Raw genomic sequence first — 15750 nt, 5'->3', positions numbered from 1 at the left:
GGGCGTCTCGGAGCGGATTCTCGCTTCTGCCGCGCGAGGCACTCACAGGGACTCCACCGTGTCGACCAGCTGGGTCACGCCGGCCTGACGATCCTGCAGGTGCACATGCAGCACCGGCATGCCGTGATCGGCGAGCACCTGGGCATCGCCTGCGGCCTGGGCCGAGATCAGCTGGGCCAGCGTGAAGGGACGCTCCGGGACCTCGACGTCGCCCTCGGAGTCTGTGGTCAGCTGCAGGAACGCTCCGACATGCGGGCCGCCCTTGTGGAACTGGCCGGTGGAGTGCAGGAACCGGGGGCCCCAGCCGAAGGTCACCGGGCGTCCGCTGAGGGAGGAGAGCTGGGCCCGGAGGGATTCGAGCTCGGTTTCCCCGGTGCGGTCGAGATAGGCCATCACGGCGAGGTAGCCGTCCTGCGGCACCGACTCCAGGAGCGCCTTCAGCGCCGACTCGAGCGTGGAGGTGTCGGCCCCGGTCAGCGCGGAGCTGCCCAGCGCGCGGATGGCCACTGCGCCGTCGACCACGGAGTCCCCGGTCTCCGGTGCTTCGGCGTCGAGGAGTCCGCGGGCGGCGGTCTTGGCGGACTCGACGTCGGGCTGGTCGAAGGGGTTGATGCCCAGCAGGGAGCCGGCCACGACGGTGGCGACCTCCCAGAGCATGAACTGGGCGCCGAGGCTGCCGCCGGTGCGCACCATGTGCGAGGTGACGACGGCGTCGGCGATGTCATTGTCCACGGAGGCGCCGTCTTCGGCCTCCACGTCGATGATCTGGGTGACCAGCACATCATCGGCGTCGCGGTGCAGCTCGGGCTCGCCGTCGGCGACGATGACCGGGAGCAGGCCGGTGCCGTTCTTGCCGGTGGACTCTGCGATGAGCTGTTCGATCCACGCGCCCAGTCCCACCAGCGGGGAGCCGGCGTCGGTGATCACGAGCTTGTTCCGCAGCGGCGCGGTGCCGCCGATGGCCGAGCCCAGACGCAGGCCGGGGTTGTCGGCGTCGTCCTCGGAGAGGATGGCGAGGGTCTCCTCGGCATCGTCGAGCAGCGACTCCAGGTCCGCGCCGGCGAGCCCGGACGGGACCAGACCGAAGGCGGTCAGCGCGGAATAGCGGCCGCCCACCGTGGGGTCCGCCTCGAAGACGGCGCGCACGCCGGCCTCGGCGGACTGCTGGGCCAGCGGAGAGCCGGGGTCAGTGACGATCACCGTGCGGGAGGCGGCGTCGATGCCGGCATCGGTCATCGCCTGCTGCACGATCCGGCGCTGGGAATCGGTCTCCACTGTGGAGCCGGACTTCGAGGAGACCACGAGCACGGTCTTCTCGATCTCGGTGCCGATCACCGAGGCCACATGCTGTGGATCGGTGGAGTCGAGCACGGTGAGATCCACGCCTGCGGTGGCGCAGATGACTTCTGGCGCGAGGGAGGAGCCGCCCATGCCGGCGAGCACCACGCGGGTGATGCCCTCTGTGGCGAGCTCCAGGCGAAGCTGGGTGATCTGGGGCAGGAGCCGGCGGGAGTCTTCGAAGAGCGCGACCCAGCCGAGGCGCCTGCTGGCCTCGTCCTCGGCCTCGACTCCCCAGAGGGTGTGATCCTTGGCCGCCAGCCTGGAGGCGAACTCGTGGTCCAGAAGACCAGGGACCTGGTTCTCGGCGGCTTCGCGGGCCGCCCCGCTCAGTGTCAGGGAGAGTGAGCTCATGACGTGCTTCCTTTCTCAGCCGAACGCCTCGGTTCGACCTGTCCAGCATCTGCACTTATAGGGGCCCGGTGGGATTCACACGGCTGTTGACCCTGACCGATGCCCGGTCGTGTGACCGGGCATCGGACGGAGTGAACAGGCGACAGGGTCAGTCGCTGAGGAAGGACCCTGCTGACTCAGCTCAGCTGTTGCGCTTCAGGCCGTCCTCGATGGTGCCGAGCAGGCCCTTCCAGGAGACCTCGAACTTCTGCAGGCCCTCGTTCTCCAGGGTGTCGACGACCTCGCGGTAGCTGATCCCGGCCGCGGAGATGCCGTCGAGCACGCGGTTGGCCTCCACGTAGGTCTCGGCGAGCGTGTCGCGCTCCACCACGCCGTGGTCTGCCAGCGCCATCAGCGTCTTCTCCGGCATGGTGTTGACCACGTCGGCGCCGGCGAGCTCGGTGACATACAGCGTGTCGGAGAGGTTGGGATCCTTGGTGCCGGTGGAGGCCAGCAGCAGACGCTGCGGACGGCCTCCGCGCTCGGCCAGCAGCTGCCAGCGCTCGGAGGAGAAGGTCTCCACCGCGATCTGGTGCGCGAGTCGAGCATTGGCGACGGCGGCCTGCGACTTGAGCTTCTCGGTGCCGGGCTTGCCCTCCTCGGCCGCGAGCTCCAGGCGCTTGTCAATCTCGGCGTCCACCCGGGAGACGAAGAAGGAGGCCACGGAGTGGATCTTCGAGATGTCGATCCCCTCGGAGTGGGCCTTCTCCAGGCCGAGCATGAACGCGTTGATGACCGCGCGGTAGCGCTCCAGCGAGAAGACCAGGGTCACGTTGACGCTGATGCCCTCGGCGGTCACTGCGGCGATCGCTTCGATGCCCTCCACGGTGGCGGGGATCTTGATCAGCACGTTCTCCCGGTCCACCGCCTTGTAGAGCTCGCGGGCTTGGGCGATCGTGCCGGCGGCGTCGCGCGCCAGACGTGGATCGACCTCGATGGAGACTCGACCGTCGACACCGTTGGTGGCGGCGTAGACCCCGGCGAACACGTCGCAGGCCTCGCGCACATCGGCTGTGGTGATGTCGAAGACGGCCTTCTCGGCGTCGGCTCCGGCAGCGGCCAGCTCGGCGAGCTGCGCCTCATAGGCCTCGCCGTCCTTCAGGGCGGACTCGAAGATGGTCGGATTCGTGGTGACGCCGACGACGTTGTGCGTCTCGATCAGCTTCGCCAGCGAGCCCGAGTTCAGCCGCTCGCGGGAGAGGTCGTCGAGCCAGATGGAGACGCCGAGGTCGGAGAGGGCCTGAGTGTTCTTGTTTGCAGTCATGTTCAATGCTCCTGATGCCAGGTGATGGGGATTGGGGGGAGGGCCGCCGTCGCGGTCTCGGGACCGCAGGTGCGGGTCATCGCCCGCGACGGAGCGCCTCAGGAGGCCGCGGCGATGGACTCCTGCGCGGCCTCGGTGACGGCTGCTGAGGTGATGCCGAACTGCTCGTAGAGCACCTTGTAGTCGGCGGAGGCACCGAAGTGGTCCAGACCGACGATCCGGCCGGCGTCGCCGACGATGTCGCGCCAGCCCATGGAGGCGGCGGCCTCCACCGAGACGCGGGCCTTCACGCCGGCGGGGATGACGCTTTCGCGGTAGGCCTCGTCCTGCTCGAAGAACCATTCGCGGCAGATCATCGAGACCACGCGGGCCGCGATGCCCTTCTCAGCCAGCGCCTCGCGGGCCTGGACCGCGAGCTGGACCTCGGAGCCGGTGCCGATGAGCACGACCTCGGGAGTCACCACCGCTCCGTCCTTGACGGCCTCTGCCAGCACATAGGCTCCCTTGGCTGCGCCCTCCACCGAGCCGAACTCGGTGGCGGTGGCCTCGCCGGCGCCGCGGGCGTAGGTCGGGATGCCCTGGCGGGTCAGCGCCAGTCCGGCGGGACGATCGCTGCGGCGCAGCACCTCGCGCCAGGCGATGGCGACCTCGTTGGCGTCTCCGGGACGGACCACGTCCAGGTTCGGGATGGCCCGCAGCGTGGCGAGCTGCTCCACCGGCTGGTGGGTGGGGCCGTCCTCGCCCAGACCGATGGAGTCATGGGTCCAGACGAAGATCGAGCCGATGCCCATCAGGGCGGCGAGCCGGATCGCCGGACGCTGGTAGTCCGAGAAGATCAGGAACGTGCCGTTGTAGGTCCGCAGCGGGGTGGACAGCGAGATGCCGTTGGTGATCGCCGCCGCCGCGTGCTCGCGGATGCCGAAGTGCAGGTTGCGCCCGTAGGGGTTTCCGCTGAACTTCTCCGTGGAGTGGGACTCCGGGATGAAGGACTCGTACCCGGCCAGGTGCGTGTTGTTCGAGCCGGCGAGGTCTGCGGAGCCGCCCCAGAGCTCGGGGAGGACCTCGGCGATGCCGTTGAGCACCTTGCCGGAGGCGGCGCGCGTGGCCACATCTTCACCGGCGGGGAACTCGGGCAGCTGGGACTCCCAGCCGGCGGGGAGCTCCCCGGCGGTCAGGCGGTCCAGCAGCGTGGCCTCCTCGGCGTTGGACTCGCGCCAGGACTGGTACTTCTTGTCCCATTCCTGGCGAGTCTCGATGCTGCGCTCGAGGATCTTGCGGGCGTGGGTGATGACCTCGTCCTCCACGGCGAAGTGTGCCTCGGTGTCGAAGCCGAGGAGCTCCTTCAGCGCCACCAGCTCATCGCTGCCCAGCTTGGAGCCATGGATGCCGCCGGTGTTCTGCTTCTTCGGGGAGGGATAGCCGATGACCGTGCGCAGTGCGATCAGGGAGGGCTTGGAGGTCTCCGCCTTCGCCGCCACCAGTGCGGCGTGCAGCTCGTTGATGTCCTCGTCGTAGTCACCGGTCTGCATCCAGTCCACGCGCTGGACGTGCCAGCCGTAGGCCTCGTAGCGGGCGGGGACGTCCTCGGTGAAGGAGATGTCGGTGTCGTCCTCGATGGAGATCTTGTTGTCGTCCCAGATCACCACGAGGTTGCCGAGCTCCTGGTGGCCCGCCAGCGAGGATGCCTCCGAGGTCACGCCCTCCTGCAGGTCGCCGTCGGAGGCGATGACCCAGACAGTGTGGTCGAAGGGGGACTCCCCGGCAGGCGCCTCGGGGTCCATCAGGCCGCGCATCCGACGCTGGCCGTAGGCGAAGCCCACGGAGGAGGCGAGGCCCTGGCCCAGCGGTCCGGTGGTGATCTCCACGCCGGCGGTGTGGCCGTACTCCGGGTGTCCCGGAGTCAGCGAATCCCAGGTGCGCAGCGCAGCCAGGTCGTCGATCTCCAGGCCGTAGCCGGAGAAGTAGAGCTGGAGGTACAGGGTCAGCGAGGTGTGACCGGGGGAGAGGATGAAGCGGTCGCGGCCGATCCACTCAGGGTCGGAAGGATCATGCTTCATCACCTTCTGGAAGAGCAGGTAGGCAGCTGGGGCCAGCGACATCGCGGTGCCCGGGTGGCCTGAGCCGACCTTCTCCACGGCGTCGGCGGCCAGCACGCGCAGTGTGTCCACTGCCCGCTTGTCCAGATCGGTGAATACGGCATTCTCGGTCACTATGGTTCCTCCAAATGTGAGTGACGGGGGACAACGAGGTCCGCGCACATCGTTGTGCCGCGCAGGATCAACCCTACCGGGGTAGAGGCTATTCCTGGCAGATCATCGTGGCATTGCAGAATGCTCACGCCCGATGATCGCGAATATGAGATCTTCGATATGACTGCTGGGCGCCTGCGCCGGTGCAGGGCCGTGCGGGTCCTTCTTCAGCTCATGCCCAGTGCCAGGGAGATGAGCTCGAAAGTGCGGTGGCGGATCACCAGATCAGCCTGTTCCTCGAGTGCGGGCTTGGCGCAGAACGCGATCCCCACTCCGGCGGCTGTGATCATGTCCAGGTCATTGGCTCCATCGCCGACGGCGACCACATTGCTCGGTCGCAGCCCCTGTGACGCTGACCACTGTTCAAGATACTCCTTCTTGGCGGCGCGGTCGACGACGGCGCCCCGCACGGTCCCCTCGAGGGTGCCGGTCGCGGAGATGGCGAGGTCATTGGCGTGGAATCCGGCCAGGCCCAGCCGCTCGGCCAGGGGCTCCAGCACCTGCAGGAATCCGCCGGAGACCGCGTAGCTGGGCCAGCCGCGGCGCGCGAACTCCGCGAGGAGATCCTCGGCCCCCCAGGTGGGAGTGATCTCGGCGATGGCGGAGGTGATCGCGTCGGTGCGGAGTCCGCTCAGCGCGGCCACCCGCTGATGCAGGGATGCCGCGAAATCCAGCTCACCGCGCATGGCGCGTTCGGTGACCTCCGCGACCTCCGTCTCCCGCCCGGCTCTGCGGGCGAGCAGCTCGATGACCTCCTGGTCGATCAGCGTGGAGTCCACATCCATCAGGAGCATGAGCCGGCCGTCTGCGGCGTGGAGCGCGCTGCGCCGACGGGCTGGGAGCACCGTCTGGGTGATCGGACCCTCGATCTGGTCGGCCGCGTCCTCCAGCAGCGAGATCGCGAGCTGCGAGCCGTAGGAGTCGTCGGCGTCATCCAGCGTCACAGACCATCGTGCGGCCTGGACCTCGCCGCCGTCGGCCACCGGGACCGGACGCAGCTCCACGCTGTGGACCACGCCTCGACGGGAGAACTCGTGGGTCAGCGAGCGGAGCAGCGGACCGTCGAGCGTGGAGGCCGCCAGGAGGGCCACGGTGCCTTGGGGGAGATCAGGGTGTGGGAGCGCAGTCATAGCGTGTTCAGCCTATAGCTCCAGGTCCGGTTCGATAGTGTTGGGCGCATGAGTCCTGTCCTCGATATCCAGAACGTCACCGTGCGCCGAGGGCGCAAGAACCTGCTCGACAACGTCTCCTGGACGGTGAACGAGGACGAGCGCTGGGTGATCCTGGGCCCCAACGGGGCGGGCAAGACCACGCTGCTGCAGATCGCCGCCGCCCGGCTGTTCCCCACCACCGGCTCGGCTCGGATCCTCGACGAGCTGCTGGGCGCCGTCGATGTCTTCGAGCTCCGGCCGCTCATCGGCTTCAGCTCCAACTCGCTGACCACCACGATGCCCGTCCAGGAGACGGCGCTGAACGTCGTCGTCACCGCAGCCTATGGCGTGACCGGACGCTGGCGCGAGGAGTACGAGCAGCTCGATGAACGTCGCGCCTTCGCGCTGCTCAACGAATGGGGCGTCGGGACGGTCTTCGATCGACCTTTCGGCACCCTCTCGGAGGGCGAGCGCAAGCGGGTGCAGATCGCCCGTGCGCTCATGACCGATCCGGAGCTGCTCCTGCTGGACGAGCCGGGCGCGGGGCTGGACCTGGGCGGGCGCGAGGCTCTCGTGCAGCGCACCAGCGAGCTGGTCACCAGCGAGGACGCGCCCACCACAGTGTTGGTGACACACCATCTCGAGGAGATCCCGCCAGGCTTCACCCATGTGCTGCTGCTGCGCGACGGCAGGCCCGTGGCCTCGGGCCCGATCGAAGAGACCATGACCTCAGCGAACCTCTCCACCACCTTCGACACGGAGCTGGACCTGGTGCACCGCGACGGCCGCTACTCGGCCTTCGCGAAGCCGCAGGCCGAGAAGCAGCGGGCCCGCCCCTGATGGAGGCCCTCACCGATGTCGCCCTGCATGGCCTGGGCGTCGAGCTGCTCCTGCTCATCTTCGTCGCCGCGATCTGGGCGGGCGCCATCAATACCGTGGTCGGCTCCGGCACGCTGGTGACCTTCCCGGTGCTCGTGGCGATGGGTGTGCCGCCGGTCTCGGCCACGGTCTCCAACGCGATGGGACTGATCGCGGGCAACTTCACCGGCGCCTGGGGCTATCGGCGCGAGATCCGTCAGGTGAAGTCGGTGCTGGTCAAGCTGATTCCCGCTTCTGTGCTGGGCGGCGCGATCGGCGCGGCCCTGCTGATCAGCCTCCCCGAGGAGGTCTTCGGGCGGGTGGCTCCGATCCTCATCGTGGTCTCGCTCATCTTCGTCCTGGCCCAGCCCCGACTCTCCGCCTGGGTCAGGGCCCGTGCCGCGCGCCGCGAGCAGCCGGTGGACGCCGAGGAGGGCGTCGAGCGCGAGGCTGAGGGGGCGCAGAAGTCGCCGTCCATGCCCGCCGTCAGCGTGGTGCTGATGCTGCTGGTCTTCGCCGCGGGCATCTATGGGGGCTACTTCGTCGCCGCGCAGGGGATCCTGCTGATGGGCATCCTCGGCATCTTCCTGATGGCCGACATCCAGCAGGCCAACGGCGTGAAGAACCTGCTGGTCGCCGTCGTGAACCTCACCGCCGCGATCAGCTACGTGCTGGTGGACTACCTGCTGCGCGAGCCGGATGAGCGCGTGATCCTGTGGGGAGTCGTGGCCATCATCGCAGTGGGATCCACCCTCGGCGGGCTCATCGGAGCCTGGGTCGGACGTCGACTCTCACCGGTGGTGCTGCGCGCGATCATCGTGACCCTGGGCCTGGTGGCACTGTTCGTGATGCTGCGCAGCCTCTTCCTCGGCTGATCCTCCGCGGACCATCCCTCCTGGGCAGTTGAGTCTTCCGGCTGCTGCGTCCCCACCGGATAACTCAACCAGCCAGGACAGGGCTGCTGTGTCGCACGCATCGGCGACCGCCGGGCAGGCTGCGGCCCGCCGCATTTGATATAGTGCTGTGTTGGTCCATTCTGGCCACGCCTCAGTTCCACGCTTCTGGCAAAATCCAGCGGCAGATGAAAAGGACACACACCTCATGAAGTCTGATATCCACCCCAAGTACGAGCCGGTCATCTTCAACGACCTGGCCTCCGGTGAAAAGATCCTCACCCGCTCCACCACCTCCTCGAAGAAGACCATGGAGTGGGAAGACGGCAACACCTACCCGGTCATCGACGTCGAGATCTCTGCCGCGTCGCACCCGTTCTACACCGGCAAGCAGCGCATCATGGACTCCGCCGGCCGCGTCGAGCGCTTCAACGCTCGCTTCAAGGGCTTCGGCGGCAAGAAGTAAGGACCTCCTGCTTCACACCTCAAGCTTTCACGAAGGGCCGCAGTCATCGACTGCGGCCCTTCTGCTGTCTCCAGAGCGTCAGGAGCCCCCGGACGACGACGCCGCCGGCCCCGGTCACGGGCGTCAGCGGCACAGCCAGCGCGCCCGGCAGGAATAGGATTGTGCCATGACGGACACGCACCAGCATCACGGGGAATACAAGGTTGTGGGCGGCAAGCTCGTCGTCGTCGATCTGGAGACCGTCCTCGATCCACGCACTCACCCGCGGGACGCGCACATCATCGCCGCCTCGGTGAACGGGGACTTCTTCCTCGAGCCCGATGAGGCGCTGGACTCGCTCAACGCCGCGCTGATCGGTCTGCCGACCCGGGCCACCCGGGAGGAGATCGCCGAATCCGTGCGCGCCCAGCTGCCCGCTGAGGCCCATATGTTCGGCTTCGACGAATACGCCATCGCCACCGCCGTGCGGCGCGCCCTGGGTCACGCCACCCGCTGGGAGGACCACGACTGGGAGGTCATGCCCGCCGTGGCGCTGCCCGTGGAGATGCATGTGGCCCTGGACCAGGTGCTCACCGAGGAGGTGGGCCGCGGAAATCGTCCCCCGCTGATGCGGATGTGGGACTACTCCGGCCGGGCCGTGGTGATCGGGTCCTTCCAGTCGCTGGCCAACGAGGTCGACTCCGAGGCGGCCGAGCGGCTCGGGGCCACTGTGGTGCGTCGGATCACCGGCGGCGGAGCGATGTACATGGACGAGGGCAGCTTCGTCACCTACTCGCTCTCCGTGCCGGCGTCCCTGGTGGACGGGCTGAGCTTCGCCGACTCCTACCCCTTCCTGGACGCCTGGGCGATGGAGGCGCTGACCTCCATCGGGATCACCGCGTCGTATAAGCCGCTGAACGACATTGTCTCCACTGAGGGCAAGATCGGCGGCGCCGCGCAGAAGCGGCTGGCCAGCGGTGGGATGGTGCACCACGTGACGATGAGCTACGACATGAACGCCGACGACATGCTCCAGGTGCTGCGCATCGGCCGCGAGAAGATCTCCGACAAGGGGATCACCTCAGCGGCGAAGCGGGTGGACCCCCTGCGCAGCCAGACCGGCCTGGCGCGTGAAGAGATCCTCAAGGCGTTCGTGGAGACCTTCGCGCAGAGGTACGGGGCGAAGATCGCAGAGATCCGCCCGGAGGAGCTCGCCCGGGCCGAGGAGCTCGTGAAGGACAAGTTCAGCACCCAGGAGTGGACCGCGAGGGTTCCCTGAGCTGGAAGGATGCTGCGGCACGGGCGAACTCTGGGGCACGGGAGGGGCCAGGGGGCGGGGGAGCGAAGCCACGATTCGCTGTCCGGTTCCGCCCCGTGCTAATGTTTCTTGTCGCTGCCATTGAGGCAGAAACAATGCGCGGGTGGCGGAATAGGTAGACGCGCTAGCTTGAGGTGCTAGTCCTCGTATAAGAGGGTAGGGGTTCAAGTCCCCTTCCGCGCACATTGTGATTGACGCAGGTCAATGCGGCACAGACCCCGGTCTGACGAGGAGCGATCCCGTCGGCCGGGGTCTTCTGCGTTGAGCGGCGGATTCTACGAGCAGTTCATTCGGATTTCGGCTCAACTGCTCGGAGAAACCGCCCCTCAACGGACTGGTGGTCACCTGGGTTCAATTGCCTCCCGGCGTGAGGGCGACGCCCTCACCTGGTTCACCGATCGTCGGCGTTTCCACTGTCCGCGTAGTCCTCTGGGTCATCGCCATTGTGCTCCGCCCACTGCTCGGCGCAGGTCCCACCGGGAGGATTGGGTTCCCAATCGGCGCGGGCCTGAGACTGCTGCCACAGGAACTCCGCGATCTCCTCCCGGGACTGTCCCCCTCTGGCCAGGGTCGACGTCTCTGTGCCCTCCCAGCATGCGGAGTGGGCGTCCAGATTCTCCCACTCCCTGATCTCCAAGTAGTCCGGATGACACAGCGGGTCTGGCATTGTTCCACTGCCGTCCCACTCCTGTGGCCAGCCGAGGGGCTGTGCGCCATCGTTGTGCTCGGCCTTCTCGGCCAGAGCTTCGGCGTCGTCACAGAGCAGATGATGGACCTCGACGCCCTCGTCCTCTTCGGGGGAGATCTCGATGAACTCCACACCCTCCTGGGAAGCAATGATCCGCTGGCCTCCGAGATAAGGCGCATCACTATCAACGGCCTGTGCGGGAGCAGCGTCCTCTGCAGTGGACTCGGCAACGACCTCTGCGGTCTCGCTCGGGCGGGGCGCCGATTCGTCATCCGACGTGGAGGCATCTGCCGCACAGGAGGAGACCAGCACTGCCGCCCCGATAGTCGACAGGGAAGGTATCCAGATTCTCCTCAGCATGCACACACCATACATATTTGCGCTTCTCGTGGGAATAAGAATGGATAAACCAGATCCGCGTTGAACGGCGGTTCTCCGAGTATTTCTTGGGGATTCAGGACGTGACTGCCCGGAGAATCCATCGCTCGGCGCACAGGGGAGGGGTCCTACCGCGGCCGAGGCTCACGGTGGTCACCCTGGGCGCGGCTTGATCGCCGGGCGGCAGCGAGGGAGAAGTCCTCGGTGGAGGTGGATGCCAGGGGACCCCTGAACCCGCTGAGGGGCGGATTCTCCGAGCAGAAGCGGCCGAAAACAGCCACAACTGCCCGCAGAACCCGCCCCGCGACGAGAAATGGGTCGAGGGTCAGCTGGTGGGGGTGCCCGACCCCGGGTTCTTGCGGGACCGGTTGCGGAACATCCGGAAGACCTTTCGGCCGAGCCACATGAGGACAGTTCTGAAGATCATGATCGGAGCATAGCCGAGCACCCGCCCATCGGGCACCCGTCAGCCTCCGCGAATCGCTAGGCTGGGCAGCAGAGATCCCCCACACCTCAGGAGAGAATCTGTGAGCACCGCATCCGGCGTGACCCCCGCAGCAGCCGCCGAGACCGAGGTCATCGACTTCTGCCGCGACCTGATTCGGCTCGACACCTCCAACTGGGGCGAGGGCAGGTCCAACGGCGAGCGCGAGGCAGCCGAATACTGCGCCGCGATCATGCGTCAGGCGGGGCTCGAGCCGAACATCTATGAGTCCGCGCCGGGCCGGACCTCCGTGGTGGCCCGGATGAAGGGCGCCGATCCGGAGCTCGGCGCCCTGGTGGTGCATGGCCACCTCGACGTGGTTCCCGCCCAGGCACAGGACTGGCAGGTGGACCCCTTCGCCGCCGAGATCCGCGACGGCATGATCTGGGGCCGCGGGGCCGTGGACATGAAGGACATGGACGCGATGATCCTGGCTGCGATGCTGCGGATGCACCGCGAGGGCCACCAGCCGCAGCGCGACCTGATCTTCGCCTTCTTCGCCGATGAGGAGGACAACGGCAACTTCGGTGCCAAGTGGATGGTCAAGCACCATCCCGAGGTGTTCGACGGCGCCACGGAGGCCATCAGCGAGGTCGGCGGCTTCTCGACCGACGTCGCAGGGCAGCGCGCCTATCTGATCCAGACCGGGGAGAAGGGTCTGCACTGGACGAAGATGACAGCCTCCGGAACCGCCGGGCACGGCTCCGCCATCCACAGCGACAATCCCGTGGTCCGGCTCGGCGCGGCCGTTGCCGCCATCGGCGAGTACGAATGGCCGCTGGACTACACCAAGACCACCCGGGCGCTGATGGAGCAGCTCTCCGAGCTCACCGGGATCCCCTTCGACGAGGAGGACCCGTCCGAGCTGCTCGCGGCCACCGGCAGCGCCTCGAAGTTCATCTCCGCCACCCTGCGCAACACCTCGAATCCGACCCTGCTGGAGGCCGGCTACAAGCACAACGTGGTCCCTGGCTCCGCCTCGGCCCTGGTCGACGCCCGCACCCTGCCGGAGCAGGACGCGCGGGTCGCCGCGAAGCTCGAGGAGCTCGCCGGGGAGAAGGTCAGCTTCGAGCTGCTCAACGGCGGGCCCTCGCTGGAGGTCCCGTTCTCCGGGCTGCTCGTGGAACAGATGGTGGCCTCGCTGAAGGCCGAGGACCCGGAGGCGGTCGTGCTGCCCTATATGCTCGGCGGCGGCACCGACAACAAGCATCTGGCCTCCCTGGGCATCTCCGGCTACGGCTTCGCCCCGCTGCAGCTGCCAGCCGAACTCGACTTCACCGGCATGTTCCACGGCGTGGACGAGCGCGTCCCCACCGAGGCGCTGAGATTCGGCGTCCGGGTGCTGCACCGCTTCCTCGCCGCCCAGTAGTCGCCCCACCCGCCACAGGGCAGGCGCCCCAGCCACCGCCCAGCCATCAGTCCGGGCAACAACCCCGGCCATCACCCGAGCCACCGCCCAGCCACCCCAGGAGCACCCCATGGACCCCGTCGACACTGTGCTGAGCGAGGATCTGCTGGCACGCATCTCCGCCCGCGCCCCCGGCTATGACGCACGCAACGAGTTCTGCCACGAGGACCTCGCCGAGCTGACCGAGGCGGGCTATCTCCGGGCGCTGGTCCCGAGCGACCGCGGCGGCCTGGGCTGGGACCTGCCGACCCTGGTCGCCGCACAGCGCCGGCTCGCCGCCGCAGCGCCGGCCACCGCGCTCGCGGTGAACATGCACCACATCTGGGTCAGCGTGGCCCGGGGGATGGTCGCCGGTGGGCACACCGAGTTCGACCAGGTGCTCACCGAGGCCGCGGCGGGAGAGATCTTCGCCTTCGGCATCTCCGAGGCCGGCAATGACGCGGTGCTCTTCGACTCCACGACCGAAGCCGAGGTCGACGACGACGGCGCGGTCACCTTCACCGGCAACAAGATCTTCACCACCCTGGCCCCGGTCTGGACGAGGCTCGGTCTCTTCGGCAAGGACACCTCCGCCACGGGAGCCGAAGGAGAGACCCCGCTGATCTTCGGCTTCCTCGAGCGCAGCGCCAGCGGCTGGCACACCATCGAGAACTGGGACACCCTGGGGATGCGCGCCACGCAGTCTCACGCCACAGCGCTCGAGGGCGCGCGGGTGCCGGCGGAGCGGATCGTTCGCCGGCTCCCCGTCGGCCCGAACCCGGACCCGCTCGTGTTCGCGATCTTCTCCTCGTTTCTGACCCTGCTCGCCGCGGTCTACACCGGGATCGGAGACCGCGCACTGGTGCTCGGCGCGGAGCTCGTGGCCAAGCGCACCTCGCTGATCAGCGGAGAGTCCATGTCCAGGGACCCCGATGTGCGGTACAAGCTGGCCGAGGCCCAGCTGGCCCAGCTCGCCCTGGACTCCCAGCTGCGCACAATCGCCGCAGAGGTGGAAGCAGGGGCCGAGCACGGTTCTTCCTGGTTCCCGCGGCTCGCGACGCTGCGCACCACGGCGACTCGGACGGCGCGGCAGGTGGTGGACCTCGTCCTCGGGGTCAGCGGAGGAGCGCAGTATCACCGTGAATCGGAGCTCAGCCGGCTCTACCGGGATTCGCTGGCGGGGATCCACCACCCCTCCGACGACGAGTCAGCGCATCGCACGCTGGCGAACTACACGCTGGGCCCGCTCTAGAGACAGGGCATGCGGTCCGCTAGAGCGTGCGCTGCACGCGCATCACGCGGCGGCGCAGCCAGTATCTGCGCAGCCCGCCGGTGTAGAGCACGGAGCGGCGAAGCTCCCACTTCCCGTACTCCGCGTGATCGGTCACCCGCCGCCGAGCCTCCTTCAGAGACTCCTGAGGCTGGCAGGTGATGACCATGTACTCCCAGGTGGGGCCCGCGTCCTGGACCTCTGAGTAGAGCTCGGCGGTGGACTGGGACCACCAGTTCTGCTGTGCCATCGGGGGTTCACCTTCGCTTTCACCGGAGAGCCTCAGCCTACGTCGGCAGGCCACTCACTCCGAGTTCATGACCAGGACTTACCGAAGTGGTTTCTCGTTGGTACGGTGAGCCTATGACTATGGATCCTCGCGTGGCACTCAACGCGCTGACAAACGCTCTCGAAGAGCACCTCTCCGCCTCGATGAACCGCCGTGGGGATGAGGATCCGGCGGTGGAATCAGCCTTCTACAACATCTCCGACGCCTTCGAGGCCTACGAGGATGCGCTCTTCGCCGCCAGCGGCGAAGTGACCCCGCTGGACCTCTATGACGAGGAGGACGGCGAGGACGAGCTCGACGAGGACGAGGACTCCGAGGATGACCCGGAGCTTGAGTCCGAAGAGGAGATCTACGAGGACGAGGAAGAAGAAGACCGCTGACGGGCTCCCGGCCTGCAGGACTTCGCGTCGCCCGCTGACCTGCACCTGATCTGCACCTGATCAGCATCGCCGCCGCCGTTGCGCACCGCGGGGGAGGGTCCGATGCTCTAAGCTCGGCCTGTGCAGTGGATTGAAGCGATCGTACTCGGACTGGTCCAGGGGCTGACGGAGTTCCTCCCCATCTCCTCCTCGGCGCATCTGCGCATCGTGGGGGAGTTCCTGCCCGGCGCGGCAGACCCGGGAGCGGCTTTCACCGCCATCACCCAGCTCGGCACCGAGCTGGCTGTGCTGGTGTACTTCTGGCGCGACATCGTCCGCATCGTCAAGGCCTGGTTCTCCGCGCTGGCGGGCAGGCTTCCGCATTCGGATCCCGATGTGCGGATGGGCTGGCTCATCATCATCGGCACCATACCGATCGTGGTGCTGGGCTTGCTGCTGGAAGACATGATCGAGTCGGTGTTCCGCACTCTGTGGCTGACCGCCACGATGCTGGTGGTCTTCGCCGTGGCGCTGGCCTTCGCCGATGCCTATGGGAAACAGCGCAAACCGCTGGATCAGCTCAGCGTCCGCGACGGCATCATCTTCGGCTTCGCCCAGGCCATGGCGCTGATCCCCGGGGTCTCGCGTTCAGGCGGCTCGATCACTGCAGGTCTTCTGCTGGGCTACACCCGTGAGGCGGCGGCGCGCTACTCGTTCCTGCTCGCCATCCCGGCGGTCTTCGGCTCCGGGTTCTACAAGCTGTTCGGCTCGCTGGGCGAGCAGGCCGGTCCCTACACGATGGGACAGACACTGGCCGCCACGGCTGTCGGCTTCTTCGTGGCCTACGTGATCATCGGCTGGTTCCTCAGATATGTGTCCACCAACTCGTACACGATCTTCGTGAACTACCGGATCCTGCTCGGCCTCTTCGTCTACATCATGCTCGGTCTCGGAATCATCAACGCCTGATTCGCGTTGGGCCACTG

The 15750-nt window shown here is 67.4% G+C and carries 14 protein-coding genes and 1 tRNA gene; 9 read left to right on the top strand and 6 right to left on the bottom strand.

Going from position 1 to position 15750, the window contains the following annotated elements; genetic code table 11:
• Window positions 1-42: 42 nt before the first annotated feature.
• From H4W27_RS06310 to serB, 4 genes are all read right to left on the bottom strand, one after another.
• Window positions 43-1692: a glucose-6-phosphate isomerase gene (locus tag H4W27_RS06310; protein WP_192595178.1), complete on the bottom strand. Its 1650-nt coding sequence runs from the start codon at window positions 1690-1692 to the stop codon at window positions 43-45.
• Window positions 1693-1873: 181 nt separating this feature from the next.
• The gene (gene tal / locus H4W27_RS06305; protein ID WP_192595177.1) at window positions 1874-2995 is read right to left on the bottom strand and encodes a transaldolase; all 1122 of its coding nucleotides are present in this window, start codon (window positions 2993-2995) and stop codon (window positions 1874-1876) included.
• 98 nt (window positions 2996-3093) lie between these two features.
• Window positions 3094-5205 carry a transketolase gene (tkt, locus tag H4W27_RS06300; protein ID WP_192595176.1) on the bottom strand — a complete coding sequence of 704 codons (2112 nt, stop codon included), beginning with the start codon at window positions 5203-5205 and terminating at the stop codon, window positions 3094-3096.
• Between the two features lie 206 nt (window positions 5206-5411).
• On the bottom strand, window positions 5412-6374 hold the full coding sequence (gene serB / locus H4W27_RS06295; protein WP_192595175.1) for a phosphoserine phosphatase SerB: 963 nt from the start codon (window positions 6372-6374) through the stop codon (window positions 5412-5414).
• A gap of 48 nt (window positions 6375-6422) precedes the next feature.
• Between serB and H4W27_RS06290 the strand changes: the two genes are divergently transcribed.
• The 5 genes from H4W27_RS06290 (at window position 6423) to H4W27_RS06270 (ending at window position 10092) form a co-directional block, all read left to right on the top strand.
• On the top strand, window positions 6423-7235 hold the full coding sequence (locus tag H4W27_RS06290) for an ABC transporter ATP-binding protein (RefSeq protein WP_192595174.1): 813 nt from the start codon (window positions 6423-6425) through the stop codon (window positions 7233-7235).
• On the top strand, window positions 7235-8128 hold the full coding sequence (locus H4W27_RS06285; RefSeq protein ID WP_192595173.1) for a sulfite exporter TauE/SafE family protein: 894 nt from the start codon (window positions 7235-7237) through the stop codon (window positions 8126-8128). The genes H4W27_RS06290 and H4W27_RS06285 overlap by 1 nt, the downstream gene beginning before the upstream one ends.
• 226 nt (window positions 8129-8354) lie before the next feature.
• Window positions 8355-8612 carry a type B 50S ribosomal protein L31 gene (locus H4W27_RS06280; RefSeq protein WP_192595172.1) on the top strand — a complete coding sequence of 86 codons (258 nt, stop codon included), beginning with the start codon at window positions 8355-8357 and terminating at the stop codon, window positions 8610-8612.
• A gap of 166 nt (window positions 8613-8778) precedes the next feature.
• A complete protein-coding gene (locus H4W27_RS06275; RefSeq protein ID WP_192595171.1) occupies window positions 8779-9870 on the top strand; it encodes a lipoate--protein ligase family protein in 1092 nt (363 codons plus the stop codon).
• 136 nt (window positions 9871-10006) lie between these two features.
• Window positions 10007-10092, top strand: a tRNA-Leu gene (locus H4W27_RS06270).
• Between the two features lie 208 nt (window positions 10093-10300).
• Here the strand turns inward: H4W27_RS06270 and H4W27_RS06265 are convergent.
• The gene (locus H4W27_RS06265; protein WP_192595170.1) at window positions 10301-10957 is read right to left on the bottom strand and encodes a hypothetical protein; all 657 of its coding nucleotides are present in this window, start codon (window positions 10955-10957) and stop codon (window positions 10301-10303) included.
• A gap of 545 nt (window positions 10958-11502) precedes the next feature.
• Between H4W27_RS06265 and H4W27_RS06260 the strand changes: the two genes are divergently transcribed.
• Together H4W27_RS06260 and H4W27_RS06255 are read left to right on the top strand one after the other, a co-directional pair.
• The gene (locus H4W27_RS06260) at window positions 11503-12828 is read left to right on the top strand and encodes a M20/M25/M40 family metallo-hydrolase (RefSeq protein ID WP_318782198.1); all 1326 of its coding nucleotides are present in this window, start codon (window positions 11503-11505) and stop codon (window positions 12826-12828) included.
• 109 nt (window positions 12829-12937) lie between these two features.
• Window positions 12938-14098 carry an acyl-CoA dehydrogenase family protein gene (locus H4W27_RS06255; protein ID WP_192595169.1) on the top strand — a complete coding sequence of 387 codons (1161 nt, stop codon included), beginning with the start codon at window positions 12938-12940 and terminating at the stop codon, window positions 14096-14098.
• A 19-nt stretch (window positions 14099-14117) separates the two neighbouring features.
• Here H4W27_RS06255 and H4W27_RS06250 read toward each other — a convergent pair whose 3' ends face one another.
• Window positions 14118-14285, bottom strand: a complete 168-nt coding sequence (locus H4W27_RS06250; protein ID WP_404821864.1) for a DUF5703 family protein — start codon at window positions 14283-14285, stop codon at window positions 14118-14120.
• Window positions 14286-14479: 194 nt separating this feature from the next.
• On the opposite strand from H4W27_RS06250, the gene H4W27_RS06245 reads away from it, so the two are divergent.
• Both H4W27_RS06245 and H4W27_RS06240 read left to right on the top strand, forming a co-directional pair.
• Window positions 14480-14785, top strand: a complete 306-nt coding sequence (locus H4W27_RS06245; protein WP_192595167.1) for a primosomal protein — start codon at window positions 14480-14482, stop codon at window positions 14783-14785.
• 120 nt (window positions 14786-14905) lie between these two features.
• Window positions 14906-15733 carry an undecaprenyl-diphosphate phosphatase gene (locus tag H4W27_RS06240; RefSeq protein WP_192595166.1) on the top strand — a complete coding sequence of 276 codons (828 nt, stop codon included), beginning with the start codon at window positions 14906-14908 and terminating at the stop codon, window positions 15731-15733.
• Window positions 15734-15750 lie beyond the last annotated feature (17 nt).

The organism is Nesterenkonia lutea (assembly GCF_014873955.1).
Taxonomy (GTDB): Bacteria; Actinomycetota; Actinomycetes; order Actinomycetales; family Micrococcaceae; genus Nesterenkonia; species Nesterenkonia lutea.
This window is presented reverse-complemented; position numbering and strand designations above follow the sequence as displayed.

What these genes read in the sequence shown, in the direction of transcription:
- H4W27_RS06310 (WP_192595178.1), bottom strand. Translation starts at nt 1,692, where the DNA reads ATGAGCTCACTCTCCCTGACACTGAGCGGGGCGGCCCGCGAAGCCGCC.
- tal (WP_192595177.1), bottom strand. Translation starts at nt 2,995, where the DNA reads ATGACTGCAAACAAGAACACTCAGGCCCTCTCCGACCTCGGCGTCTCC.
- serB (WP_192595175.1), bottom strand. Translation starts at nt 6,374, where the DNA reads ATGACTGCGCTCCCACACCCTGATCTCCCCCAAGGCACCGTGGCCCTC.
- H4W27_RS06290 (WP_192595174.1), top strand. Translation starts at nt 6,423, where the DNA reads ATGAGTCCTGTCCTCGATATCCAGAACGTCACCGTGCGCCGAGGGCGC.
- H4W27_RS06285 (WP_192595173.1), top strand. Translation starts at nt 7,235, where the DNA reads ATGGAGGCCCTCACCGATGTCGCCCTGCATGGCCTGGGCGTCGAGCTG.
- H4W27_RS06280 (WP_192595172.1), top strand. Translation starts at nt 8,355, where the DNA reads ATGAAGTCTGATATCCACCCCAAGTACGAGCCGGTCATCTTCAACGAC.
- H4W27_RS06275 (WP_192595171.1), top strand. Translation starts at nt 8,779, where the DNA reads ATGACGGACACGCACCAGCATCACGGGGAATACAAGGTTGTGGGCGGC.
- H4W27_RS06265 (WP_192595170.1), bottom strand. Translation starts at nt 10,957, where the DNA reads ATGCTGAGGAGAATCTGGATACCTTCCCTGTCGACTATCGGGGCGGCA.
- H4W27_RS06255 (WP_192595169.1), top strand. Translation starts at nt 12,938, where the DNA reads ATGGACCCCGTCGACACTGTGCTGAGCGAGGATCTGCTGGCACGCATC.
- H4W27_RS06250 (WP_404821864.1), bottom strand. Translation starts at nt 14,285, where the DNA reads ATGGTCATCACCTGCCAGCCTCAGGAGTCTCTGAAGGAGGCTCGGCGG.
- H4W27_RS06245 (WP_192595167.1), top strand. Translation starts at nt 14,480, where the DNA reads ATGACTATGGATCCTCGCGTGGCACTCAACGCGCTGACAAACGCTCTC.